Origin of the sequence: Kitasatospora sp. NPDC028055 (genome assembly GCF_040637885.1) — a bacterium.
GTDB lineage: Bacteria > Actinomycetota > Actinomycetes > Streptomycetales > Streptomycetaceae > Kitasatospora.
Genome location: NZ_JBEZXE010000027.1, coordinates 13644 through 34429, shown reverse-complemented (window position 1 = coordinate 34429; position 20786 = coordinate 13644). Strand labels below are relative to the sequence as shown.

Here is a 20786-nt window from a genome sequence, read left to right as displayed (position 1 = left end):
CCGGAGACCCCGGGAGCGGGCGGCCCGTCGTCGTGCCCGCCGGTACGGCCTCACGGCTCCTGGGGGAGCAGCACCCACAGCGCGAGGTAGACCAGGAACTGCGGGCCGGGCAGCAGGCAGGACAGCAGGAAGATCAGTCGTACGGTCCACGGGGTGAGGCCGAAGCGCTCGGCGATCCCGGCGCAGACGCCGGCGATGACGCGGTTGTGGCGGGGGCGGGCGAGGCGCGCACTCATGGGAACTCCTTGGCTGGCTGCCGGTGCCGGGTGGTCCGGCGGGCGTACTTCCATACTCCGCCGCCGGCGGCCCGGAAACCTCCACCCGCCAGGCGATCCTCGACCCTGGCCGGTCACCGGGAAGACGTAGACCCGGATCGGGGTCCGCCTCAGGGATGACCCGGAGATCCGGGTACGAAACCCGTTCGCGAAGGTGTCCGGGCTGAGGGATATGATTCCGCGGTCGCTGATGGTGGGGGGAAAAACCGGCGGCGCCGTCACGGCCTCAAGAGGCCCCTCACGCCTGCGATTTCGCACTCTTCTCGGGCTGTGCCCGAATTCTCCCGTGAGGTCCCCTTGCGCAATCAGCCCCGCAGAATCCTCGCCGTGGCCGCCGCGGCCGCGCTGGCCTCCGGCGTCGCCCTGGCCTCGGCCCCGGCGGCGCTGGCGGCCCCGACGGCCGGTCCGACGGCTCCCGTCTCACCGCCGCAAGGCCTGGCCTCGCCCATCGTGATCACCACGAGCGCATTCCCGACCACGGTCGAGGCGGGCACCTCGGTCGAGTTCACCTCGACCCTCAAGAACACCGCCGACCACCAGCTGGACGTGCAGACCGACTTCGTCGTCACGACGGTCCGCGGCAGCGGCCCCCGGCAGAGCCAGCTCAGGTTGGAGTACCAGCGCCCCGGCGACACCCAGTGGCATGACGCCAAGGTGCAGGGCAACGACGCCGGCGGCGCTTGGGCGTTGGACCAGTTCGCCACCGAGCTGCATCTGGCGGCCGGCGCCGAGTTCACCTACCGGCTGCGGCTGACCTTCGCCGCCGACGCCGCCCCCGGCCCGGCCTCCGCCGCCCTCAGCGCGGTGGCCTTGGATCCGACCCTGCCCGCCCCGGGGCAACGCCCCACCGTTGCCTGGGGCGGCACCCCGAACTTCACGGTCGTTCCGGTGGGTGGCCCGACCACCCCGGCCCCGGTCGGGCTCCCGGACGTGAAGGTCGAGGGTGTGCCCGCCTCCTTCACGGCCGGCGGCGAGGCCAAGGCGTTCAAGGTGGTCTACAGCAACCACACCGGCAAGGACCTCCAAATCGTCCCGGCGGTCGTCCTCCAGGGCGAGAACGCGTTCCTTCCCGCAGTGGTCAGGCTCGAATTCCAGACCCAGCAGGGCCAGTGGCTGGCCGGCACTCCGTCGCCGCTGGGGGACCTCCCCAGCACCCAGTTGGCTGTGGCGCTGTACACCGGCAACAAGAGCACCGACATCATTCCGCTGCCCGACGGCGAGACCCGTACGGTCAACCTGCGGCTGGCCTGGACCAAGGACGCACCGGTGGGCACCGAGTCGGTGTTCGCCAACGGCTACAGCCTGGCCGGTCCGGGCGGGACCGAGCGGGGGACCTCCAGCCCGAAGGTGGACTTCCGGATCGAGGCCGCCACGGCGGGGTCCGGCGCCCCGGCCCCCACATCCTCGGCCACTGGTGCGCCGACCACCCGGGCCACTGCCGATCCGTCCAGCGCCGCCGTCCCGGCCGCGCAGGTCACCACCGGCGCGCCGAGCCCCGCGGCCGACACCCCGCAGGCCGCCGCTGCCGCCGCCCCGGCCCCGGCGGTCGTGGAGACCACCCGGCTCGCCTCCACCGGCGGCGGCTCCTCGGCCGCCCCGATGGCGATCACCGGCGCGACCGCGATCGCCCTCGGCATCGGAACCCTGGTCGTCGCCCGCCGCCGACAGCGCGCCGGGAACTGAGCCCCGACAGCACAAGGCCCGTCCGTCCCCGCTCGAAGGCGGGGACGGACGGGCCTTCCGGCGTTCCGGGGCTCAGCCGGCCGGCTGCTGCGGCGGCTGCGGCTGGGCGTACGGGTTGTCCGCCACCGGCTGCGCCGGAGCGCTCGGCTGGTTCGGCACGGCGCCCTGCGGCGCCACCGGCTGGCCCGGCTGCCCGGCCTGCGGGGCGTTCGGGTTGAACGCGGCCGCCTGCGGGGCGGCGGCGTTGGGGTTGTACGGCGCCTGCGGGGCGTTGGGGTTGTACGGCGCGTGCGGGGTGTACGGCGTGACCGGCTGCTGCGGCGCGTTCTTGGCGTTGCTGCGCTCGACGACCGCCTTCACCGTGGTGACGATCATGGCGATCGGCAGGATCAGCGCTTGGAAGAAGATCCGGTAGGTCCCGCCCTCGAAGACGAACGCGAGGTAGTAGGCGTAGCCCGCGAACGCGAGGCCGATCGCGATGTTGAGGATCCGCATGCCGACCTTGAGCCCGCGCAGGGGCAGGACGCCGAGGACCAGCATGATGGTGCCGCTGAGCGCCAGCAGGACGACGTACCAGGAGAAGCCGGGCTCGTTGCTGAAATCGAGATTGTTCAAGGGATTTCCTGTGGGAGGGGAAAAGCGACGGGAACCGTCCGGGGACGACAGCGCACAGTACTGGAGGGGGCCGACAGTCGTCGTCGCCTTTTCATCACGGTGTCGTTGCGCTGAGTCGCAGTGGTGCCGGAGCGGTAATTGACGAGGTGGGAAATGACTGACTATGAGGTGCTGCGGGTCTTTTGCGGGCCGGACGGGCGGCACGGCAACGCCCTCGGCGTGGTGCGGGACGGCGCCGCCGTGCCGGGGCGGGCGGCGCGGCAGGCCTTCGCCGGTGAACTCGGTTTCAGCGAGACGGTGTTCGTCGACGACGCGGAGCGCGGGGAGATCGACATCTACACCCCGAGCGTGCGGCTGCCCTTCGCCGGCCACCCGTGCGTGGGCGCCGCCTGGCTGCTTGGGGTGGACCGGCTGGTGACCGCCGCGGGGGAGGTGGCGGTGCGGCGCGAGGGCGGGCTGACCCGGATCGAGGCCCGGCCGGAGTGGGCCCCCGGGCGGACCCTGCGGCAGTACGGCTCGGCCGCCGAGGTGGAGGCGCTGGAGGTGCCGCCGCCGGGGGAGTGGGTGTACGCCTGGGCCTGGCAGGACGAGGCGGCCGGTACGGTCCGGGCGCGGGCCTTCCCGGGCCGGGGTGACGGGATCGACGAGGACGAGGCGACCGGCGCGGCGGCGTTGCTGCTGGCGGCCCGGCTCGGGCGGGCGGTGACCGTCACCCAGGGCCGGGGTTCGCAGCTGCTGGCCGGTCCGCGGCCGGGCGGGCTGGTCGAGGTCGGCGGCCGGGTGGTGCGGGCCTAGCCGGCGGGCGGGGTGGGTCCCGCGTAGGCGCGCGGACGGGCCGCGGCCGCCATGGTCACCGTCGGGGTGACGGCGGCGGCCACCGGCGGGGCGGCCAGGACGGCGGCCCGCCGGGCCCGCGCCGCCGCCCGGTGGTCCCGCAGCAGGCGGCGCAGACCGGGGACGAGGGCGAGGTGGGCGATCATCACGCCGAGCACGGCGAACAGTATGTGGTCCACGTTGAGCACGTGTCCGGGCGTCCAGGAGGAGAGGAACTCCAGGCCGGTCGCCAGCAGGGCGGACACGCCGGTGGTGCGCAGGAAGGACGGCAGCCAGGGGGCCCGGACCCGGCCGCCGGCCAGCGGCAGCAGGACGCCGAGTGGGGCGAGCAGCAGGAACTCGCCGATCACCTGCCAGGTGGTGGAGGAGCGGAGCGAGGCCAGCGGCGTCAGGTTGGCGTCGTACACCCAGGCCACCGGCAGGGGTCTGAGCACCAGCCAGAGCACCAGCGTCAGGTGGAGGGCCAGGCCCGCCAGTCCGGCGTGCCGGAGGGGACGGTGGACGCCCGCCGCCGGCCTGTTCTCGGTCCGTGCGCCGGAACGCTCGTCGCGTGTCCTGGTGCCATCTCGCTGCACGGGGGGAAGGACGTGGGCCGGTGGCGCGGCGGTTCCACACCGGGCCTGAACATTCCGGGACGCGCCCCCGTTTCCCGTCACACGGGGTCGGACGGGCGCGTCCCGGCCGGAGCAGGCCCTACCGACAGGGCGCCGCCGTGGGCACCGCACTGAACACGTTGTCGGGCGGCGGCGAGCCCGGCGCCACCGGGGTGGGCGAGGGGCTGGCGCTCGCCTTGGCCGCGCCGCGGGCCGGGGTGGCGGCCGGGGCCGGCGGGGTCGGGGTGGCCAGCGCGGTCGGTATGTGCGGGGCGCTCGGGCAGGCCGTCCGGCTGGCGGGCGCGCCGGCGTCGACCGGTACGGCCGTCGGACGGATGCCGCAGCCGGAGGCCAGCGCGAGCAGGAGCAGCACGCCGGCGGCGCGGCGCAGGGTGGAGCGGCGCAGGGCGGTGCGGGTGGGGGCGGTCACGTGGCGTCCTTGAGCTCGGCGTCGCCGGCGGGGCCGCGCTCGGCCCCGCCCGCGGACGGCGGCGGTGGCGGGGTCAGCGGCAGCGTCAGGGTGAACACCGCGCCGACCTCCCCGTTCGCCGCCGTGATGGTCCCCCCGTGGATCTGGGCGTTGGCCATCGCGATGGACAGCCCCAGGCCGCTGCCCTCCGAGCGGGCCCGGCCGCGGTCGGCCTTGTAGAAGCGGTCGAAGACGTGCGGCAGCACGTCCTCGGGGATGCCGGGGCCGCTGTCGGAGACCTCTACCACGACCGAGTCCGCGGACTGCCGGACCTTGACCCGCACCGGTGAGCCGCCGTGCTTGAGCGCGTTGCCGATCAGGTTGGCGAAGACCACGTCGAGCCGGCGCGGGTCGACCACGGCCAGGATGCCGCGCGGGGCGTCCAGTTCGACCGCGTCGTACCAGGCCCGGCCGTCGATGCAGGACATGATCAGGTCGGCGACGTCGACCTCGTCGGCGACCAGCTTGGCGGTGCCGGCGTCGAAGCGGGTGACCTCCATCAGGTTCTCGACCAGGTCGGACAGCCGCCTGGTCTCGCTCACCACGAGTCGGACGGCGGGCTCGATCATCGGGTCCAGCGACTCGGCCTCGTCCTCCAGGATGTCGGTCACCGCGGTCATCGCGGTCAGCGGGGTGCGCAGCTCGTGCGACATGTCGGCGACGAACCGCCGGCTCTGCGCCTCGCGCGCGCTCAGCTCCTCGACCTGCTCGTGCAGCGACTCCGCGGCCCGGTTGAAGGTCCGGGCCAGGTCGGCGAGTTCGTCGGAGCCCTCGACCTCCAGCCGGGTGTCCAGGTGGCCCTCGCCGAGCCGCTTGGCGGCCTCCCCGAGCCGCTTGACCGGCCGCAGCACGGTCGAGGAGGCGGCCTGGGCGAGCAGGGCCGAACCGATCAGCGCGAGCAGGGTCGCGATCGCCAGCGACCAGCCCAGGGTGTTGAGGTCGGCCCGTTCGTTCTCCAGCGACTTGAACATGTACGCCGTCGGACCGTTCGGCAGCACCTTGGTGCCGCCGATCACGAACGGGCGGCCCTCCAGGTTCTGCCGCTGCCAGTACAGGTGGTACGGGTACGGGTTGCTCTCGGTGACCTCGCGCGGCTTGGCGACGGTGGACTGCAGCGCCGCCGGGACGTCGGCCAGGGTGAAGTGCGTCGGGGCCGAGGAGGCCGGGCACTCGGGGTGCGCCGGGTCGACCACGACCACGTCGTAGGACAGGCCGGAGCTCGCCACGTTGGCGGCCAGCGTGGCGAGCTCCGGGCAACTGGCGTTCAGCGGAAGGTCGGAGACGTTGCGGCTGAGCGAGACCCGGAAGTCGTTCAGCGCGGTGTCCTGGGCGCGCTTGAGCACCGCGTCGCGGTTCAGCCAGTACGCGATGCCGGAGGCCGAGACGGCGGCGAGCAGCGCGACGGCCGCGAACACCGCGATCAGCCGCACCCGCAGGGAGCGCAGCCGTCGCCACGGACCGGACGAGAACCGCCGGGCAGTCTGCTGATGGTCAGTCACAAGAGCCTGTCGTCGTACGGGAGTTCAGGAAGGTGGGCGGGGGCTCAGGCGGGCGGGTCCAGTCGGTAGCCGACCCCGCGCACGGTGCGGATCAGCGTCGGCGCGGACGGCACGTCCTCGACCTTGGCCCGCAGCCGTTGCACGCAGGCGTCCACCAGGCGGGAGTCGCCGAGGTAGTCGTGCTCCCAGACCAGCCGCAGCAGCTGCTGACGGGAGAGCGCCTGGCCGGGGCGGCGGCTGAGCTCCAGCAGCAGCCGCAGCTCGGTCGGGGTGAGCTGGAGGTCCTGACCGTCCTTGGTGACGGTCATCGCGGCCCGGTCGATCACCACGCTGCCGTACGCGGAGGAGTCCGAGCTCTCCCGCTCGCCGCGCCGCAGCACGGCGCGGATCCTGGCATCCAGCACGCGTGGCTGGACCGGTTTCACCACGTAGTCGTCCGCGCCGGACTCCAGGCCGACCACCACGTCGATGTCGTCGGAGCGGGCGGTGAGCAGGATGATCGGCAGCTGGTCGGTACGGCGGATCCGACGGCACACCTCGAAGCCGTCGATTCCGGGCAGCATGACGTCCAGCACGATCAGGTCGGGCCGCTGCTCCTTGAAGAGCCTCAGACCGTCCTCGCCGGAGGCGGCGGTGGCCACACGGTGGCCCTGGCGGGTGAGGGCGAGTTCGAGGCCGGTCCGGATGGCGTCGTCGTCCTCGATCAGTAGGAGGAAAGGCACGGCCCCATTTTGGCCCACCGGGAACGCCGAATCACCCCCAGGACCGGTCACCGCCCGTACGGGAACCGGAAGGATGCCCACCGGCGTCCGGAACGGCGGGAGGAGGCACGGGTCGAAAGGCCCGGCCCTGTGACACCCCTGTGACAGTCGGCGGACAGCGCCATCACAACCGGCGGGCAGGATTTTCCATGTCGCCGCAGGACAGCGGGCCGCAAGGGCCGGCTGGAGGGCGGCAACAGGAACCGCTCGTACCGAACCAAGGGGGCGCACGATGAACGCCATGCTTCAGACCCGGACCAACCCGGCTGTCCGCACCGCGCGTTCCTCAGCGACCACCCACCGGACCCGGTACGAGATCAGGACCGACGAGAACTCCGGTGCCGTGACCGTACGGGGGTGCGCGCACAGCACCGGTGGAAACCCTGTCGCACGCCGGGTGAGCGGCGGCGGCAGGACGGGGGAGCTGTACGGGATCGGCCGACTGGGGAGTGCGGTCGACTCCGGCAACACCCTCGCGCTGCGGGGGATCCTCCCCGTCCGCGTCGAGGGTACGGACGCCCGGGGGGGCGACCAGAGGAAGAACGGTCTGCGCACGGTCGGCTCGGGGGAGCCGGCCGGTCGCGGGGCCGCCGGTGCGACGCTGCTGCGGCTGAACCCCGCGCCGGCCCGCACCACCGAGGCGGGACAGGGAGACGCGCAGGGGGAGCACCCGGCCGTCGCGGAGGACCACATCACGGAGTTCACCGCGTACGTGCGCGAGCGCCGCGCCTCCCTGTACGCCACGGCGTACCACCTCACCGGTGACCGCTACGAGGCCGAGGACCTGCTGCAGAGCGCGCTCTTCAGCACCTACCGGGCCTGGGGCCGGATCACCGACAAGGCCGCGGTCGGGGGCTACCTCCGCCGCACCATGACCAACCTGCACATCTCCGCCTGGCGGCGCCGCAAGGTCAACGAGTACCCGACCGAGGAGCTGCCGGAGACGGCCGGCGACACCGACGCGATGGGCGGCACCGAGCTGCGCACCGTGCTCTGGCAGGCGCTGGCGAAGCTGCCGGAGAACCAGCGGACCATGCTGGTGCTGCGGTACTACGAGGGCAAGACCGACCCGGAGATCGCCGACGTGCTCGGGATCAGCGTCGGCACGGTCAAGAGCAGCATCTGGCGCGCGCTGCGCCGGCTGCGCGATGACGAGCACCTGAACAAGTCGGGCGACACCGCCCGGGCGTTCGGCGAGCTGGTCGCCTGACGGCGGTCGGCAGGGAGCAGGGGAGCAGGGGACAGGACTCCCGTCGGGGGACGGGTAGCGGACGGTTGCGGTTCGGGGGCACCGGCTCGGGGGAGCGGTGCTCGTGGGGAGCCGAAGCCGTTCGGCGGGCGACGGGCCCGGTGCGGGGGAGACGCACCGGGCCCGTCGTCGTGTTCGTCCGCAGGTGGAGCGGACCGGCTCAGAGCGCGGACCGGCTCAGACCGCGGACAGCTCCCGCCGCCCGGCGGCGGCGCGGATCCGCCGCTCGGCCTCCGGCCCGGCACACGGGTACGAGCCCAGCTCGACCTGCCGTCCGACGATGGCCCGCTCGGCCCGCATCAGCCGCAAGCCCCGGCGCAGCAGCACCGGAAGCGACTTGCGGCCCTCCCGGACGTCCCGGCGCAGTCGGCGCCAGGCTGTGGTGAGCGCGCCGTTGCGCAGGCACAGAGCGTCGCCGAGCAGGCCCTCGGCGGTGCACTCGGTGACGATCTCGGCGGCGAAGATGCCCTCGGCGATGAACGCGGTGGCGCCGTCCAGGTCCAGGGCGCGGGTGGAGATCCGGCCGTTGTCCGGGATCGAGTACACCGGCACCTCGGTGCGCCCGTGCTCGTACAGCGCGCGGATGGCCGCGACGGCCTGGTCGCGGTGCCAGGCGAGCGGGGAGTCCCAGTCCACGGCGCCGTCGGGCAGCCGGGGGAGGGTGGGGTCGTCCCCGTCCTTGTAGAAGTCGTCCAGCTGGAGCACCGGGAGGCCGCTGCGTTCGGCCAGCGAGGACTTCCCCGATCCGGAGGGCCCGGAGAGCAGGATCACCCGGGCGTGGGCCGTCGGCACGGGGTTCATGGGGGAGTCACTCACGGGACACCAGTCTGACGCATCCCGGCCGGTTGCCGAAACCGTTGTGCATCACACCTTCCGGTCACGCCTGCCGGAAGTGGGGGCCGGCGAGGGCGAGGTGGACCGCCGGGAGGTAGCGGCTGTCGACCTGGAGGTACACCTGGCGGCCGCCGCCGGGCGGCCGGTAGCCGGTGGCGGCCCAGTCCTGGGAGTGCCAGGTGTCGGGCTCGGGCTCGTGGAAGGTGCCCCCGGTGGGCAGTTCGAGCGGGCCGGCCCCGCGGGCGCGGAAGGTGACCGCGGCGGCACCCGGGGTGATGTCCAACCGGCCGTTGGCGTAGTGGCGTTGCCAGCCAGGCCTGTCGGACCGGGCGGAGCAGGGCACTCGGACGGCCTTCCCGGCGGTCAGTCGGCGGCCGACCCGGGCGACGTGCCAGCGGCGGACGAAGCCGTCCGTGAGCAGCGGCATCAGCTCGGCGATCAACTCTCCCACGGCGCCTCCTCGGTGGTGTCGGTACCGGGGATTCTGGTCCGGACGCACACGCACGGCGAGCGCCGAAAGTCGGCGCGGGCGGTGACGAAAGTCGACGGACCCGCACCAGGGGGGGAGAGGTGCGGGTCCGTCCAATGACCGTCCGGGCCCTGGGGGGAGAGGGCACGGGGGACGGCCAGTCTGTGGAGTTGTGACGCGATACCGACGGAGGGTCAGATACCCATCGGGTGCCAGACCGTCTTCGTCTCCAGGAAGGAGAGTAGCCGGTTGGTACCGGGCGCATCCGTCCAGTCCTGGGCGAACGGGTCCAGCCCCGGACGGACCACCCGCTTCAGGGTATCGGCGGCGGCGGCCTCCAGGGCGGTCGCCGCGCCGGGGCCGTCTGCGGCGATGGCGCCGGTGAGGTCCAGCGCGTTGACGTCCTGGTGCGAGGCCAGGGTGGGGGCGATGTCCGCGGTCCGGCCCGAGATGATGTTGACCACGCCGCCCGGGAGGTCCGAGGTGGCCAGCACCTCGCCCAGGGACAGCGCGGGCAGCGGGGCGTCCGCGGCGGCCGCGACCACGACCGTGTTGCCGGTGGCGATCGCCGGGGCGATCACCGAGACCAGGCCGAGCAGCGAGTGCCCGTACCCGGCCTGCGGGGCGACGATCCCGACCACGCCGGTCGGCTCCGGGGTGGAGAGGTTGAAGTACGGCCCGGCGACCGGGTTGGCGCCGCCGGCGATCTGGGCGATCTTGTCCGTCCAGCCCGCGTACCAGACCCAGCGGTCGATCGCGGCGTCCACCAGCGCGGCGGCCTTCTTCGGGCCGATGCCCTCGGAGAGCGCCACCTCGGCGGCGAACTGCTCGCGCCGGCCCTGCAGCATCTCGGCGACCCGGTAGAGCACCTGGCCGCGGTTGTACGCGGTGGTGCCGGCCCAGCCCTTGACCGCCGCGCGGGCGGCCAGGACGGCGTCCCGGGTGTCCTTGCGGGTGCCCAGCGGGGCGTTGGCGAGCCACTCGCCCTTTGAGTCGGTCACCTCGTACACCCGCCCGCTCTCGGAGCGCGGGAACTTCCCGCCGACGTACAGCTTGTAGGTCTTGAGGACGTCAAGACGCTGGATGGTCGTGTCAGACATCTCGGGCCTCGACATTCAGGTAGGGCTCCAGACCGTGGCGGCCACCCTCGCGGCCGTAACCCGACTCCTTGAAACCGCCGAACGGCGAGGTCGGGTCGAACTTGTTGAAGGTGTTGGCCCAGACCACACCCGCCTTGAGCCGGTTGGCCGTCCAGAGGATGCGCGAGCCCTTCTCCGTCCAGATGCCGGCGGAGAGGCCGTACGGGGTGTTGTTGGCCTTCTGGACCGCCTCTTCGGGGGTGCGGAAGGTCAGCACCGACAGGACCGGGCCGAAGATCTCCTCCTGGGCGATCCGGTGGGCCTGGCTGACGCCGGTGAACAGGGTCGGCCTGAACCAGAAGCCGGTGCCCGGGAGTTCGCACTCCGGCGACCAGCGCTCGGCGCCCTCGGCCTCGCCGGCCGCGGTCAGCTCGGTGATCCGGGCCAGCTGGGCGGCCGAGTTGATCGCGCCGATGTCGGTGTTCTTGTCCAGCGGGTCGCCGACCCGCAGGGTGCCCATCCGGCGCTTGAGGGCGTCCAGCAGCTCGTCCTGGATCGACTCCTGGACCAGCAGGCGGGAGCCGGCGCAGCAGACGTGGCCCTGGTTGAAGAAGATGCCGTTGACGATGCCCTCGACCGCCTGGTCGATCGGCGCGTCGTCGAAGACGATGTTGGCGGCCTTGCCGCCCAGCTCCAGCGACAGCTTCTTGCGGCTGCCGGCCAGCTGCTTGGCGATCGCCCGGCCGACCGGGGTGGAGCCGGTGAAGGCGACCTTGTTGACGTCCGGGTGCGCGGTGAGCGCGGCGCCGGTGCGGCCGTCGCCGGTGACGATGTTGACGACGCCCTTCGGCAGACCGGCCTGGCGGCAGATCTCGGCGAAGCGCAGCGCGGTCAGCGGGGTGGTCTCGGCCGGCTTGAGGACGACGGTGTTACCGGTCGCCAGCGCGGGCGCGATCTTCCACGCCAGCATCATCAGCGGGAAGTTCCACGGGATGATCTGGCCGGCCACGCCCAGCGGGCGCGGGTTGGCGCCGAAGCCGGCGTAGTCCAGCTTGTCCGCCCAGCCCGCGTAGTAGAAGAACCAGGCGGCGACGGTCGGGACGTCGAAGTCGCGGGTCTCACGGATCGGCTTGCCGTTGTCCATCGACTCCAGCACGGCCAGCTCGCGGGCGCGCTCCTGGATGATCCTGGCGATCCGGAACAGGTACTTGGCGCGCTCGCTGCCCGGCAGCGCCGACCAGTCGGCGAAGGCCTTGCGGGCGGCGGCGACGGCGCGGTCCACGTCCTCGTCGGTGCCCTGGGCGAACTCGGCGAGCACCTGCTCGGTGGCCGGGTTGACCGTCTTGAGGGCCTCGCTGCCGGAGGAGTCGACGAACTCGCCGCCGATGAAGTGGCCGTACGAGGTCGCGAGGTCGCCCGCGGCGGCGGGGGACTCCGGGGCCGGGGCGTAGGTGAAGAGGCCTCCGGCCGGCTGGGCCGCGGGCTCCTCGGTGTTCTTCTTCTTGGCCATGGTGATCAGTCCACCGTCACGTAGTCGGGGCCGGAGTAGCGGCCGGTGGCGAGCTTCTGGCGCTGCATCAGCAGGTCGTTGAGCAGGCTGGAGGCGCCGAAGCGGAACCAGTGCGGGGTCAGCCAGTCGTCGCCGAGCGTCTCGTTGACCATCACCAGGTACTTCATGGCGTCCTTGGTGGTCTTGATGCCACCGGCCGGCTTCACGCCGACCTGGACGCCGGTGGCGGCGCGGAAGTCGCGGACCGCCTCCAGCATCAGCAGGGTGACCGGCGGGGTCGCGTTGACGGTGACCTTGCCGGTGGAGGTCTTGATGAAGTCGGCGCCGGCCAGCATCGCCAGCCAGGAGACCCGGCGGACGTTGTCGTAGGTCTGCAGCTCGCCGGTCTCGAAGATCACCTTGAGGTGGGCGTAGCTGCCGTCGGCGCGCTTGCACGCCTCCTTGACGGCGACGATCTCGTTGAAGACGTCGAAGTAGCGGCCGGAGAGGAAGGCGCCCCGGTCGATCACCATGTCGATCTCGTCGGCGCCCGCGGCCACCGCGTCGGCGGTGTCGGCGAGCTTGACCGGGAGGGCGGCGCGGCCGGCCGGGAAGGCGGTGGCCACCGAGGCGACCTGGATGTCGGTGCCCCGGAGGGCGTCCTTCGCGGTGGCGACCATGTCCGGGTAGACACAGATGGCGGCGACGCGCGGGGTGGTCGGGTCGGTCGGGTCGGGGGTCCTGCCCTTGGCGCACAGTGCGCGCACCTTGCCGACCGTGTCCGCGCCCTCCAGCGTGGTCAGGTCGATCATGGAGATCGCCAGGTCGATGGCGCGGGCCTTCGCCGTGGTCTTGATCGAGCGGGTCCCGAGGGACGCGGCGCGGGCTTCGAGGCCGACCTGGTCGACGCCGGGCAGGCCGTGCAGGAAGCGGCGGAGCGAGGCCTCGGACGCCGCAACGTCCGCGAGGCCGCTGCCCGCAACGCCGGGGGCATTGGCTGCAACAGTGGACATAGTCACCAGACCAGCATATCTACGCGCGTAGCCGACCGCTAGAGCGGCCACCTTTCCGGCCGCCTTTCGTGGCCGGACCGAGACCTCGGCCGAGCGGGGCCGCCCGGCGGGGGCCCGGACGAGGGCGGGGTGCCGGCCGGGGTGCTGGCGGGGCGCCGCCTGGGGGGCCATTCGTGGCCGGACCGAGACCCGCCGGCGAGGGGTGCATGGGGCAGAATCGACGCCATGACCGAATCCGACGGCAAGCCCCACCAGGGCCCGGCCGCCCCCGACGGGGAACCCGAGTACGCGGACCGCGTGTACCGCTCCGTCCCCGGCGTGATCTCCGGAGTGTTCCTGCTCGCCGTCGCCGCCTGGCTGATCGGCGACGCGGCGGTGACCGGCACCGGCAAGACCCCGTACGTCGCGCTCGCGGCGCTGCCGGTGTTCGCCTTCCCGGTGATCGCCTACACGCTGCGCCCGGCGGTGTTCGCCGGCAGCCGGCGCCTGGTCGTCCGCAACCCCTGGCGCACCATCACCGTCCCCTGGGCCTCGGTCGACGCGCTGCGGGCCGGGTACTCGGTCGAGCTGCTGTCCGGCGAGAAGAAGTACCAGGTGTGGGCCGTCCCGGTGTCGCTGCGCCAGCGCAAGCGGGCCAACCGGGCACTGAGCCGCGGCAACGCCGAGCACGCCTCCCGGACGGGCCTGGGGCTGGGCCTCGCCGCCCGGACCAACCCGGTCGTCCAGGGGTCCTCGGACCCCACCCGGGCCTGGTCCGACCAGGTGACCGACGTCCTCCAGGGAATGGCCGAGCGCAACGGCCGCCGACCCGACGCCGCCGGCCCGGTGGTCGTCCGCTGGTGCTGGTGGGTGATCGCCCCGACGCTGCTCGGCCTGGTCGCGCTGATCACGGTGATCGCGGTCTGACGACGACCGCACCACGCAGGAGCCCGCCGGAAACGGCGGGCTCCTTCGCATTGGGGGAGGCGCGGCGCGGGGAGGTGCGTTGGGGGAGGCCCGTCCCTCGAAATAGGTTTTGTACGGTCGTAAAACCTGTCCGGTCCATCCGCCTTTGGTCACTTGTCGGTCCAAGATCACATAAATAGGCTGGCGCGGGTGTTGTGAAGCTTCCGAAAAGGCACATTCGTGATGACCGTCGCTTGGTGCGTCCAGAAGTGACGCCCGTTGACAGTGGGGGAAATGTGGCCAGTGGGGAAAGTCTGACAGCCGGCGTGGACCGGGTCGTCGTCATCGGCGCCGGGCACATGGGCGCCGCGATCATTTCCGGACTCCTGAGGAAAACTCCGGACCTCCCGCTCGAAATCGTGGAGACGGCCGAATCCCGGGCGCTCCTGGTACGTACGGAATTCGGCCTGGAACCCGTCGTCCGGTACCGCCCGCGGCCCGGGGACGCCGTGATCCTGGCCATCCAGCCGCAGGCCTTCGAGGGCTTCGCGGCCGACCAGGAACCGGGCGCGTTCGAGGGGGCCCTGGTCATCTCCGTGATGGCCGGGGTGAGCATCGCGGCCATGGCGGCGCTGCTGCACACCGACCGCGTCGTCCGGGCGATTCCCAACACGCCGTCCGAGGTCGCGCAGGGCATGACCGTGCTGTGCCCCGGCGCCACCGTGCCGGCGGCCGACGTGCGGACCGCCGAACGGCTGCTGTCGTCGATCGGCCGGGCCCTCACCGTGCGCGACGAGGCCCTCATCGACGACGCCACCGCGCTCTGCGGCGGCGGGCCGGCCTTCGTCGCGCACATCGCCGGGGCCTTCATCGACTTCGCCGTCACCGCCGGGTTCGACCGCGCGCAGGCCCGGTCGATGACCACCCAGGTACTGCGCGGCACCGCGGAACTCCTGGATTCGACCGAGCACTCTCCCGAGGAACTCTGCCGGCAGGTCATGACCCCGGGGGGAACGACCGAACAGGGAATCTTCCATTTCCAGGAGCTGGGGCTCCAGGAGGTACTGGTGGGGGGTTTGACCCGGTCCGCCGACCGGTCGCGTGAACTGGGCGGCATCGGCAGGTGAAAGCGCGTGCCACGGCGGCCGCCACCCCGGTGAATGCGGTGCGGCCGGGGAACCGGCCGAGAACCCGACCGAAAATTCCATTAGAGGGGGAATCATGCTGGGCGTGATCCGGCAGCACAATCCCGGCGACAGAACCGCGGCGGTGCATTCCGAGGACTTCTACGAGGTCTACTTCGGGCTCGGGCACAGCCTCCGACTGCAGGACCGCCCGGGCGTGTTCAAGGTCAGCCCCGCCGGGCTGAGCCTCGGCGACGTCCTGGTGCGCACCCTCGACCGGTCCGTCCTGGAGGGATCGGTCCTCGACATGGGCACCGGCAGCGGGGCCCTGGCCCTGCTGATGCGGAGCCTGGGCGCCCGCGACATCGTGGCGACGGACGTGTCGATCCCCGCGTTGAAGACCGCCGCGGAGAACGAGCAGCTCAACTTCGGCGACCAGATCGTCCGGTTCGACTCGGGCAGCCTGTTCCAGAGCCCGGCCGCGGACCGCAGGTTCGACCTCGTCGTCTTCAACCCGCCCGGCTGGCGCACCCCGTCCGCGGACTGCCGGCGCGAACTGCGGCAGCAGGGGCTGGCCGACCTCGAACTGTCGGCCATGTTCTCCGGCGAGGAGGTCCTGCTCGGCTTCCTGCGCGACCTCCCGGACCACCTGACCGACACCGGGCGCGCCGTCGTCGGCCTCAACTCCATGACGGGCATCCAGGACGTGCTCCGCCGACTCGGCGGGCCGGCGGGCAGCGCCGGCCCACTGGAGTTCCGGCTGATCGAACGGCACAGCTTCCCGCTGTTCCTGTACACCAGGGAGTGGCACGCCTCCAGACAGGTCCTCACCCGGGAGTTCCACCACTGGAAGGAGCACCACGGCGCGGCCTTCAGCATCGCCGGCGACGGGACCCTCTACTGGTCGTACGAGATCGTCGAATGCCGCCTGGCCCGCCGGGGGGAGAAGAGGCGGGCGGATGGGTAGCGTGCGCGGCCGGGGCGCTCCGGCGGGCCTGGCCGCGATCGCGGTCGCCAACGTCATCCTCGGCTCGTCCTCGCTGTTCTGGCGGGCCCTGGCGCACGTACCGCCGGTGACGCTGCTCGGCTATCGCATCCTGGTGTCGCTGGCGACGCTGTGCGCCGCGCTCGCCCTGCTGGGGCGGTTCCGGGCCGCGGCCCGCACGGCCGCCACCCCGAGGCTGGTGCTGGTGCACCTGACCGCGGCGCTGCTGGTCTGCGTCAACTGGCTCACGTTCATCTGGGGTTCGATCCACGGGCGGGTCATCGAGACCGGCCTCGGCTACCTCATCGCCCCGGCGGTGACCGTCGTCCTCGGGACGCTGGTGATGCGCGAACCGCTCGGACGGCTGCGCCGGGCCGCGCTCGGGCTGTGCCTGCTGGGCGTCGTGCTGCTCGTCGTGCGCAGCACCGAACTCGACTGGTGGGTGTACGTCACGATCGGCCTGACCTGGGGGGTGTACACCTTCCTGAAGAAGCTCACCACCGCCGACCCGGTCACCGGGCTGACCCTGGAGACGGCCCTGCTGGCGCTCGGCATCGGGATCGCCGTCCTCACCACGGGCTACTCGCTCGACCCGGGGCCGGCCGCCGGGCACACGGACTTCGTGCTGCTCGCGGTGTGCGGCCTGGTCTCCGTCACGCCGCTGTGGCTGATCGCCTTCGGCGCGAAGAAGGTCAGCCTGACCGCGACGGGGTTCATGCAGTACGTGCTGCCGACCACGCAGCTCGTCGTCGCGCTGGTCTGGTACCACCAGCGGCCGTCCGCCAACACGCTGATCTGCTTCGCCGTGGTCTGGCTGTCGCTGGTCTCCATCGTCATCGAATCGGCGCTGCGCGTCCGCAGGGCGCGTCCGCAGTCCGGGCCGGTCGCGGCACCGGTCGAGAAGGGGGTACGGCTGTGAGAACGGGCGACGTACTGGTCATCGGCCTCGGGGTGTTCGGCGCGGCGGCGGCACAGGCTCTGGCCGAACGGGGCGCGCGGGTGCTCGCCGTCGACGCCCACGGCCCGACGCACCGGTTCGGCTCCTCCCACGGCGAGACCCGGATCTTCCGCCGGGCCTACTGGGAGGGGACGGACTACCTCCCGCTGCTGGAGCGCGCCCACGAGCGGTGGACGGACCTGGAGGCCGCGTACGGGGACACCCTGCTGATGCGCACCGGCGGGGTGTTCGTCGGGGCCGAGTCCAGCGGCGTGGTGGACCTCAGCCGGCGGACCGCGGAGGCCGGCGGCATCGCGCACGAGGTCTGGAACGCCGAGCAGCTCAACGGGCGCTTCCCGTGGTTCGGCGTCGGGGCCGACATGAAGGCGCTGTACGAACCCGGTGCCTACACCGTCCTGGCCAACCGCGCCCGGCTGGCGATGGTCGACGAGGCGGTCCGCCGGGGGGCCTCGATCCGCTTCGGCGAGGAGGTGGTGGACCTGCGGTCCGACGCCGGTGGCGTGACCGTACGGCTGCGCTCCGGCGGGACGCTCTCCTGCGACGCCGTCGTGGTCGCGACCGGCCCCTGGATGAAGGGGCCGCTCACGCCGTCCCCGGCGCGGCACCTGAGCCCGATGCGGGTCCCGGTGTACTGGTTCCGGGCGGACCCGAAGCTGGGCACCGAGGGCTTCCCCGCCTTCCTGTACGAGAGCGCCGACGGGCAGGTCGTCTACGGCGTGCCCGAGTGGGGCGAGGGCGGCCGCGAGGTCAAGATCGGCTTCCACAACCGCCAGCAGGTGCCCGGGGACCCGACGGACCTGGCACGCCGCGAGGTCTCGACGGCGGAGCGGGAGGAGATGGCCCGCATGGTGGCCCGGATCTTCACCGGCGTCCGGCCGGAGGCACCCCGGGCGCGCTACTGCTACTACACCCTGACCCCGGACGGCAGCTTCATCATCGACCGCTCGCCGGCCGACCCGCGGATCGTCCACACCTCGGCCTGCTCGGGGCACGGGTTCAAGTTCGCCCCCGCGGTGGGCGACTGCGCGGCCGCCCTGGCGCTGGGCGAGCCCGTCGGCATCGACCTGGCGCCCTTCGCGGGCGACCGGTTCGGCGCGGGAGCGGCCGACGACCGCTGACGGACGACCGCTGACGTCCACCCCGGACGCGCCCGTGCCTCCCCGCCCCCGAGGGGGTGGGGAGGCACGCGTGCGGTGGGGTCAGGCGGAGATGCCGGCGGCCGCGCCGAGGTCCCGCTTGATGTCGGCGAGCAGCCCGGCGGCCCGCTCCCGGGCGGCGGCCAGGTCGGCCGCGCTGCCGACCGGGAGGACGACCTCCAGGTAGCACTTGAGCTTGGGCTCGGTGCCCGACGGGCGGACCACGATCCGGGCCGAGCGCACGGTCTCGCCGGCCAGGTAGTAGCGCAGGCCGTCGGTGGGCGGCAGTTCGGCCGAGCCCGCCGAGAGGTCGTCGGCGCGGGTGACGGTCAGCCCGGCCAGGACGGTCGGCGGCTGCTCGCGCAGCCGGCGCATGGCGTCGGCGATCAGCGAGAGGTCCTGCACCCGGACGGACAGCTGGTCGGTGGCGTGCAGGCCGTGCTCCAGCGCCAGGTCGTCCAGCAGGTCGGTCAGCGTGCGGCCGGACTTCTTGAGCGTCGCGGCCAGCTCGGCGACCAGCAGGGCGGCGGTGATGCCGTCCTTGTCCCGGACGCCCTCCGGGTCGACGCAGTAGCCGAGCGCCTCCTCGTAGCCGTAGCGCAGGCCCTCGGCGCGGGAGATCCACTTGAAGCCGGTCAGCGTCTCGGCGTAGCCCAGGCCGGCGGCCTCGGCGATCCGGCCGAGCAGGGTGGCGGAGACGATGGTGGTGGCGAAGGTGCCCTCGGCCTTCTTCGCGACCAGCGCGGAGCCCAGCAGCGCGCCGACCTCGTCGCCGCGCAGCATCCGCCAGCCGGAGGTGCCGTTGCCGCTGCCCACGGCGTTGCCGTTGACCGGGACGGCCACCGCGCAGCGGTCGGCGTCCGGGTCGTTGGCGATCACGATGTCCGGGCCGACCGCGGCGGCGGTGCGGAAGGCGAGGTCCATCGCCCCCGGCTCCTCCGGGTTGGGGAAGGCCACGGTCGGGAAGTCCGGGTCGGGCTCGGCCTGCTCGGCGACCACGGTCGGCGCGGGGAAGCCGGCCCGGCGGAAGGCGGCGACCAGGGTGTCGCGGCCGACGCCGTGCATCGGGGTGTAGACCACGTCCAGCTCGCGCGGACTGTGCTCGTCGACGATCGAGACGGCCCGGGTCAGGTAGGCCTCGACGACGTCCTCGCCGAGCACCTCCCAGCCCTCCTCGGCGCGCGGGACGTCGTCCAGCGAGCCGATCGCGTCGATCTCGGCGGCGATCCCGGCGTCGGCCGGCGGGACGATCTGCGAGCCGTCGCCCAGGTAGACCTTGTAGCCGTTGTCCTGCGGCGGGTTGTGGCTGGCGGTGACGGTCACGCCGGCGGCCGCGCCCAGGTGGCGGACGGCGAAGGCGAGCACCGGGGTCGGCAGCGGGCGCGGCAGCAGCGCGGCGCGCAGACCGGCGGCGACCACCACGGCGGCGGTGTCCCGGGCGAAGTCGTACGACTTGTACCGGGCGTCGTAGCCGATCACCACGAGGTCGCCGAGGCCCTGCTGCTTCACGTACGCGACCAGGCCGGCGGCGGCCCGGATCACCACGGCGCGGTTCATCCGCATCGGGCCGGCGCCGAGCTCGCCGCGCAGGCCGGCGGTGCCGAACTGGAGGCGGTCGGAGAAGCGCTCGGCGAGCTCGGACCAGGCGCGGGTGTTGTCCTCCTGGGCCTCCGCGCCCTCGGCCCGGGCGAGCAGGGCGGCGAGCTCCTCGCGGGTCTGCGGGTCGGGGTCCTCGGCCAGCCAGGTGCGGGCCCGGGCGAGGAGATCGGGGTTGAGTGCCTGCGTCATGTTCTTGCCTGCTCCATCGGGAAGTGCGTCGGGTGACGGCCGGAGGGTTCCACGCAAAGGGGAGAAGAGGTGTGCACATGCGGACGGGGCCCCCGGGATGGCGTGATCAGCGGATCACGCCGCCCGTGGGCCCCGTCGTTCATGATTCTGCGCCCGGCAGGCGTCAGATCCGCTCCAGGACCTTCGCCAGCAGCTCGCCCATGCGCTCGGCCGAGGCCTTGCCGGCCTCCAGGACCTCTTCGTGGTTGAGCGGCTCGCCGGTGATGCCGGCGGCCAGGTTGGTGACCAGGGAGATGCCGAGGACCTCGGAGCCGGCCTCGCGGGCGGCGATGGCCTCCAGGGTGGTGGACATGCCGACCAGCTCGCCGCCGATCACCCGGGCCATGTTGACCTCGGCCGGGGTCTCGTAGTGCGGGCCGCGGAACTGGACGTAGACGGCCTCGTCCAGGCTCGGGTCGACCTCGCGGCACAGCGCGCGCAGGCGCTTGGAGTACAGGTCGGTGAGGTCGACGAAGTTGGCGCCGACGATCGGGGAGTCCGCGGTCAGGTTGATGTGGTCGCTGATCAGGACCGGCTGACCCGGGGTCCAGCCCTGGCGCAGACCGCCACAGCCGTTGGTCAGCACGATGATCCCGCAGCCGGCCGCGGCGGCGGTGCGCACGCCGTGGACGACGGTGGCGACGCCGTGGCCCTCGTAGTAGTGGTTGCGGCCCAGGAAGATCAGGGCGCGCTTGTCGCCGATCTTCACCGAGCGGATCTTGCCGGCGTGGCCGGCCACGGCGGGGGCGGGGAAGCCCGGGAGCTCGGTGACCGGGAACTCGGCCACGGTCTCGCCCAGGGCGTCGGCGGCCGGCACCCAGCCGGAGCCCATCACCAGGGCGACGTCGTGCCGCTCGGCACCGGTCAGCTCGCGCAGGCGCTCGGCGGCGGCCTGGGCGGCGGCGTAGGGGTCGGCGGAGACGACCGACTGAGGAGAAGCGTTCACGGGTCCGAGGATAGACGGCTTTCGGCTACGCGCGTAGAAATTCCGCTCCGGCATGTCGGATCG

General features: G+C 72.9%; 21 protein-coding genes. 8 read left to right on the top strand and 13 right to left on the bottom strand.

Annotation, left to right across the window (positions count from 1 at the left end; all coding sequences use genetic code 11):
• Positions 1–50 precede the first annotated feature (50 nt).
• Positions 51–236, bottom strand: coding sequence for a PspC domain-containing protein (locus AB0F71_RS24555; RefSeq protein WP_188308551.1), 186 nt, complete (start codon positions 234–236; stop codon positions 51–53).
• A 366-nt stretch (positions 237–602) separates the two neighbouring features.
• Between AB0F71_RS24555 and AB0F71_RS24550 the strand changes: the two genes are divergently transcribed.
• On the top strand, positions 603–1958 hold the full coding sequence (locus tag AB0F71_RS24550; RefSeq protein ID WP_360238054.1) for a hypothetical protein: 1356 nt from the start codon (positions 603–605) through the stop codon (positions 1956–1958).
• Positions 1959–2030: 72 nt separating this feature from the next.
• Here the strand turns inward: AB0F71_RS24550 and AB0F71_RS24545 are convergent, their stop codons facing one another.
• Complete coding sequence (locus AB0F71_RS24545) at positions 2031–2573, bottom strand: hypothetical protein (RefSeq protein ID WP_360238052.1); 543 nt, start codon at positions 2571–2573, stop codon at positions 2031–2033.
• 153 nt (positions 2574–2726) lie between these two features.
• Between AB0F71_RS24545 and AB0F71_RS24540 the strand changes: the two genes are divergently transcribed.
• Positions 2727–3368 (top strand): PhzF family phenazine biosynthesis protein, encoded by a 642-nt coding sequence (locus AB0F71_RS24540; protein WP_360238050.1) that lies wholly within the window; start codon positions 2727–2729, stop codon positions 3366–3368.
• On the opposite strand, the gene AB0F71_RS24535 is transcribed toward AB0F71_RS24540, so the two are convergent.
• From AB0F71_RS24535 to AB0F71_RS24520, 4 genes are all read right to left on the bottom strand, one after another.
• Positions 3365–3982 (bottom strand): VanZ family protein, encoded by a 618-nt coding sequence (locus AB0F71_RS24535; protein WP_360238048.1) that lies wholly within the window; start codon positions 3980–3982, stop codon positions 3365–3367. The genes AB0F71_RS24540 and AB0F71_RS24535 overlap by 4 nt on opposite strands.
• Before the next feature lie 118 nt (positions 3983–4100).
• Positions 4101–4430, bottom strand: coding sequence for a hypothetical protein (locus tag AB0F71_RS24530; RefSeq protein WP_360238046.1), 330 nt, complete (start codon positions 4428–4430; stop codon positions 4101–4103).
• Positions 4427–5968 carry a HAMP domain-containing sensor histidine kinase gene (locus AB0F71_RS24525; protein WP_360238044.1) on the bottom strand — a complete coding sequence of 514 codons (1542 nt, stop codon included), beginning with the start codon at positions 5966–5968 and terminating at the stop codon, positions 4427–4429. The genes AB0F71_RS24530 and AB0F71_RS24525 overlap by 4 nt, the downstream gene beginning before the upstream one ends.
• 44 nt (positions 5969–6012) lie before the next feature.
• Positions 6013–6690 (bottom strand): response regulator transcription factor, encoded by a 678-nt coding sequence (locus tag AB0F71_RS24520; protein WP_030257458.1) that lies wholly within the window; start codon positions 6688–6690, stop codon positions 6013–6015.
• A gap of 586 nt (positions 6691–7276) precedes the next feature.
• On the opposite strand from AB0F71_RS24520, the gene AB0F71_RS24515 reads away from it, so the two are divergent.
• The gene (locus AB0F71_RS24515) at positions 7277–7939 is read left to right on the top strand and encodes a SigE family RNA polymerase sigma factor (protein WP_360238171.1); all 663 of its coding nucleotides are present in this window, start codon (positions 7277–7279) and stop codon (positions 7937–7939) included.
• A gap of 216 nt (positions 7940–8155) precedes the next feature.
• Here the strand turns inward: AB0F71_RS24515 and AB0F71_RS24510 are convergent, their stop codons facing one another.
• The 5 genes from AB0F71_RS24510 to deoC form a co-directional block, all read right to left on the bottom strand.
• Entirely contained in the window at positions 8156–8779 is a 624-nt protein-coding gene (locus tag AB0F71_RS24510) for an ATP-binding protein (protein ID WP_360238169.1), read from the bottom strand.
• A 76-nt stretch (positions 8780–8855) separates the two neighbouring features.
• On the bottom strand, positions 8856–9263 hold the full coding sequence (locus tag AB0F71_RS24505) for a hypothetical protein (RefSeq protein ID WP_360238042.1): 408 nt from the start codon (positions 9261–9263) through the stop codon (positions 8856–8858).
• A 212-nt stretch (positions 9264–9475) separates the two neighbouring features.
• Positions 9476–10381: an aldehyde dehydrogenase family protein gene (locus AB0F71_RS24500; protein WP_360238040.1), complete on the bottom strand. Its 906-nt coding sequence runs from the start codon at positions 10379–10381 to the stop codon at positions 9476–9478.
• The gene (locus AB0F71_RS24495) at positions 10374–11870 is read right to left on the bottom strand and encodes an aldehyde dehydrogenase family protein (protein WP_360238038.1); all 1497 of its coding nucleotides are present in this window, start codon (positions 11868–11870) and stop codon (positions 10374–10376) included. Before AB0F71_RS24495 ends, AB0F71_RS24500 begins: the two co-directional genes overlap by 8 nt.
• Before the next feature lie 5 nt (positions 11871–11875).
• Positions 11876–12862, bottom strand: coding sequence for a deoxyribose-phosphate aldolase (gene deoC, locus AB0F71_RS24490; RefSeq protein WP_360238036.1), 987 nt, complete (start codon positions 12860–12862; stop codon positions 11876–11878).
• Positions 12863–13087: 225 nt separating this feature from the next.
• Between deoC and AB0F71_RS24485 the strand changes: the two genes are divergently transcribed.
• The 5 genes from AB0F71_RS24485 to solA all read left to right on the top strand — a co-directional run bounded on the left by AB0F71_RS24485 (position 13088) and on the right by solA (position 17932).
• Positions 13088–13768: a PH domain-containing protein gene (locus tag AB0F71_RS24485; RefSeq protein WP_360238034.1), complete on the top strand. Its 681-nt coding sequence runs from the start codon at positions 13088–13090 to the stop codon at positions 13766–13768.
• 194 nt (positions 13769–13962) lie between these two features.
• Complete coding sequence (gene proC, locus AB0F71_RS24480) at positions 13963–14874, top strand: pyrroline-5-carboxylate reductase (RefSeq protein ID WP_360238032.1); 912 nt, start codon at positions 13963–13965, stop codon at positions 14872–14874.
• A gap of 94 nt (positions 14875–14968) precedes the next feature.
• Positions 14969–15838, top strand: coding sequence for a methyltransferase (locus tag AB0F71_RS24475; RefSeq protein ID WP_360238027.1), 870 nt, complete (start codon positions 14969–14971; stop codon positions 15836–15838).
• Positions 15831–16775: an EamA family transporter gene (locus AB0F71_RS24470; RefSeq protein WP_360238025.1), complete on the top strand. Its 945-nt coding sequence runs from the start codon at positions 15831–15833 to the stop codon at positions 16773–16775. Before AB0F71_RS24475 ends, AB0F71_RS24470 begins: the two co-directional genes overlap by 8 nt.
• Positions 16772–17932, top strand: coding sequence for an N-methyl-L-tryptophan oxidase (gene solA, locus AB0F71_RS24465; RefSeq protein ID WP_360238023.1), 1161 nt, complete (start codon positions 16772–16774; stop codon positions 17930–17932). Before AB0F71_RS24470 ends, solA begins: the two co-directional genes overlap by 4 nt.
• A gap of 81 nt (positions 17933–18013) precedes the next feature.
• Here solA and AB0F71_RS24460 read toward each other — a convergent pair whose 3' ends face one another.
• Positions 18014–19738 carry a phospho-sugar mutase gene (locus tag AB0F71_RS24460; protein WP_360238021.1) on the bottom strand — a complete coding sequence of 575 codons (1725 nt, stop codon included), beginning with the start codon at positions 19736–19738 and terminating at the stop codon, positions 18014–18016.
• Between the two features lie 163 nt (positions 19739–19901).
• The gene (locus AB0F71_RS24455; RefSeq protein WP_360238019.1) at positions 19902–20723 is read right to left on the bottom strand and encodes a purine-nucleoside phosphorylase; all 822 of its coding nucleotides are present in this window, start codon (positions 20721–20723) and stop codon (positions 19902–19904) included.
• Positions 20724–20786 lie beyond the last annotated feature (63 nt).

Coding starts and splice junctions, on each gene's coding strand:
- AB0F71_RS24555 (WP_188308551.1), bottom strand. CDS start 236: ATGAGTGCGCGCCTCGCCCGCCCCCGCCACAACCGCGTCATCGCCGGC.
- AB0F71_RS24540 (WP_360238050.1), top strand. CDS start 2,727: ATGACTGACTATGAGGTGCTGCGGGTCTTTTGCGGGCCGGACGGGCGG.
- AB0F71_RS24510 (WP_360238169.1), bottom strand. CDS start 8,779: ATGAACCCCGTGCCGACGGCCCACGCCCGGGTGATCCTGCTCTCCGGG.
- AB0F71_RS24500 (WP_360238040.1), bottom strand. CDS start 10,381: ATGTCTGACACGACCATCCAGCGTCTTGACGTCCTCAAGACCTACAAG.
- AB0F71_RS24495 (WP_360238038.1), bottom strand. CDS start 11,870: ATGGCCAAGAAGAAGAACACCGAGGAGCCCGCGGCCCAGCCGGCCGGA.
- deoC (WP_360238036.1), bottom strand. CDS start 12,862: ATGTCCACTGTTGCAGCCAATGCCCCCGGCGTTGCGGGCAGCGGCCTC.
- AB0F71_RS24485 (WP_360238034.1), top strand. CDS start 13,088: ATGACCGAATCCGACGGCAAGCCCCACCAGGGCCCGGCCGCCCCCGAC.
- AB0F71_RS24475 (WP_360238027.1), top strand. CDS start 14,969: ATGCTGGGCGTGATCCGGCAGCACAATCCCGGCGACAGAACCGCGGCG.
- AB0F71_RS24470 (WP_360238025.1), top strand. CDS start 15,831: ATGGGTAGCGTGCGCGGCCGGGGCGCTCCGGCGGGCCTGGCCGCGATC.
- AB0F71_RS24460 (WP_360238021.1), bottom strand. CDS start 19,738: ATGACGCAGGCACTCAACCCCGATCTCCTCGCCCGGGCCCGCACCTGG.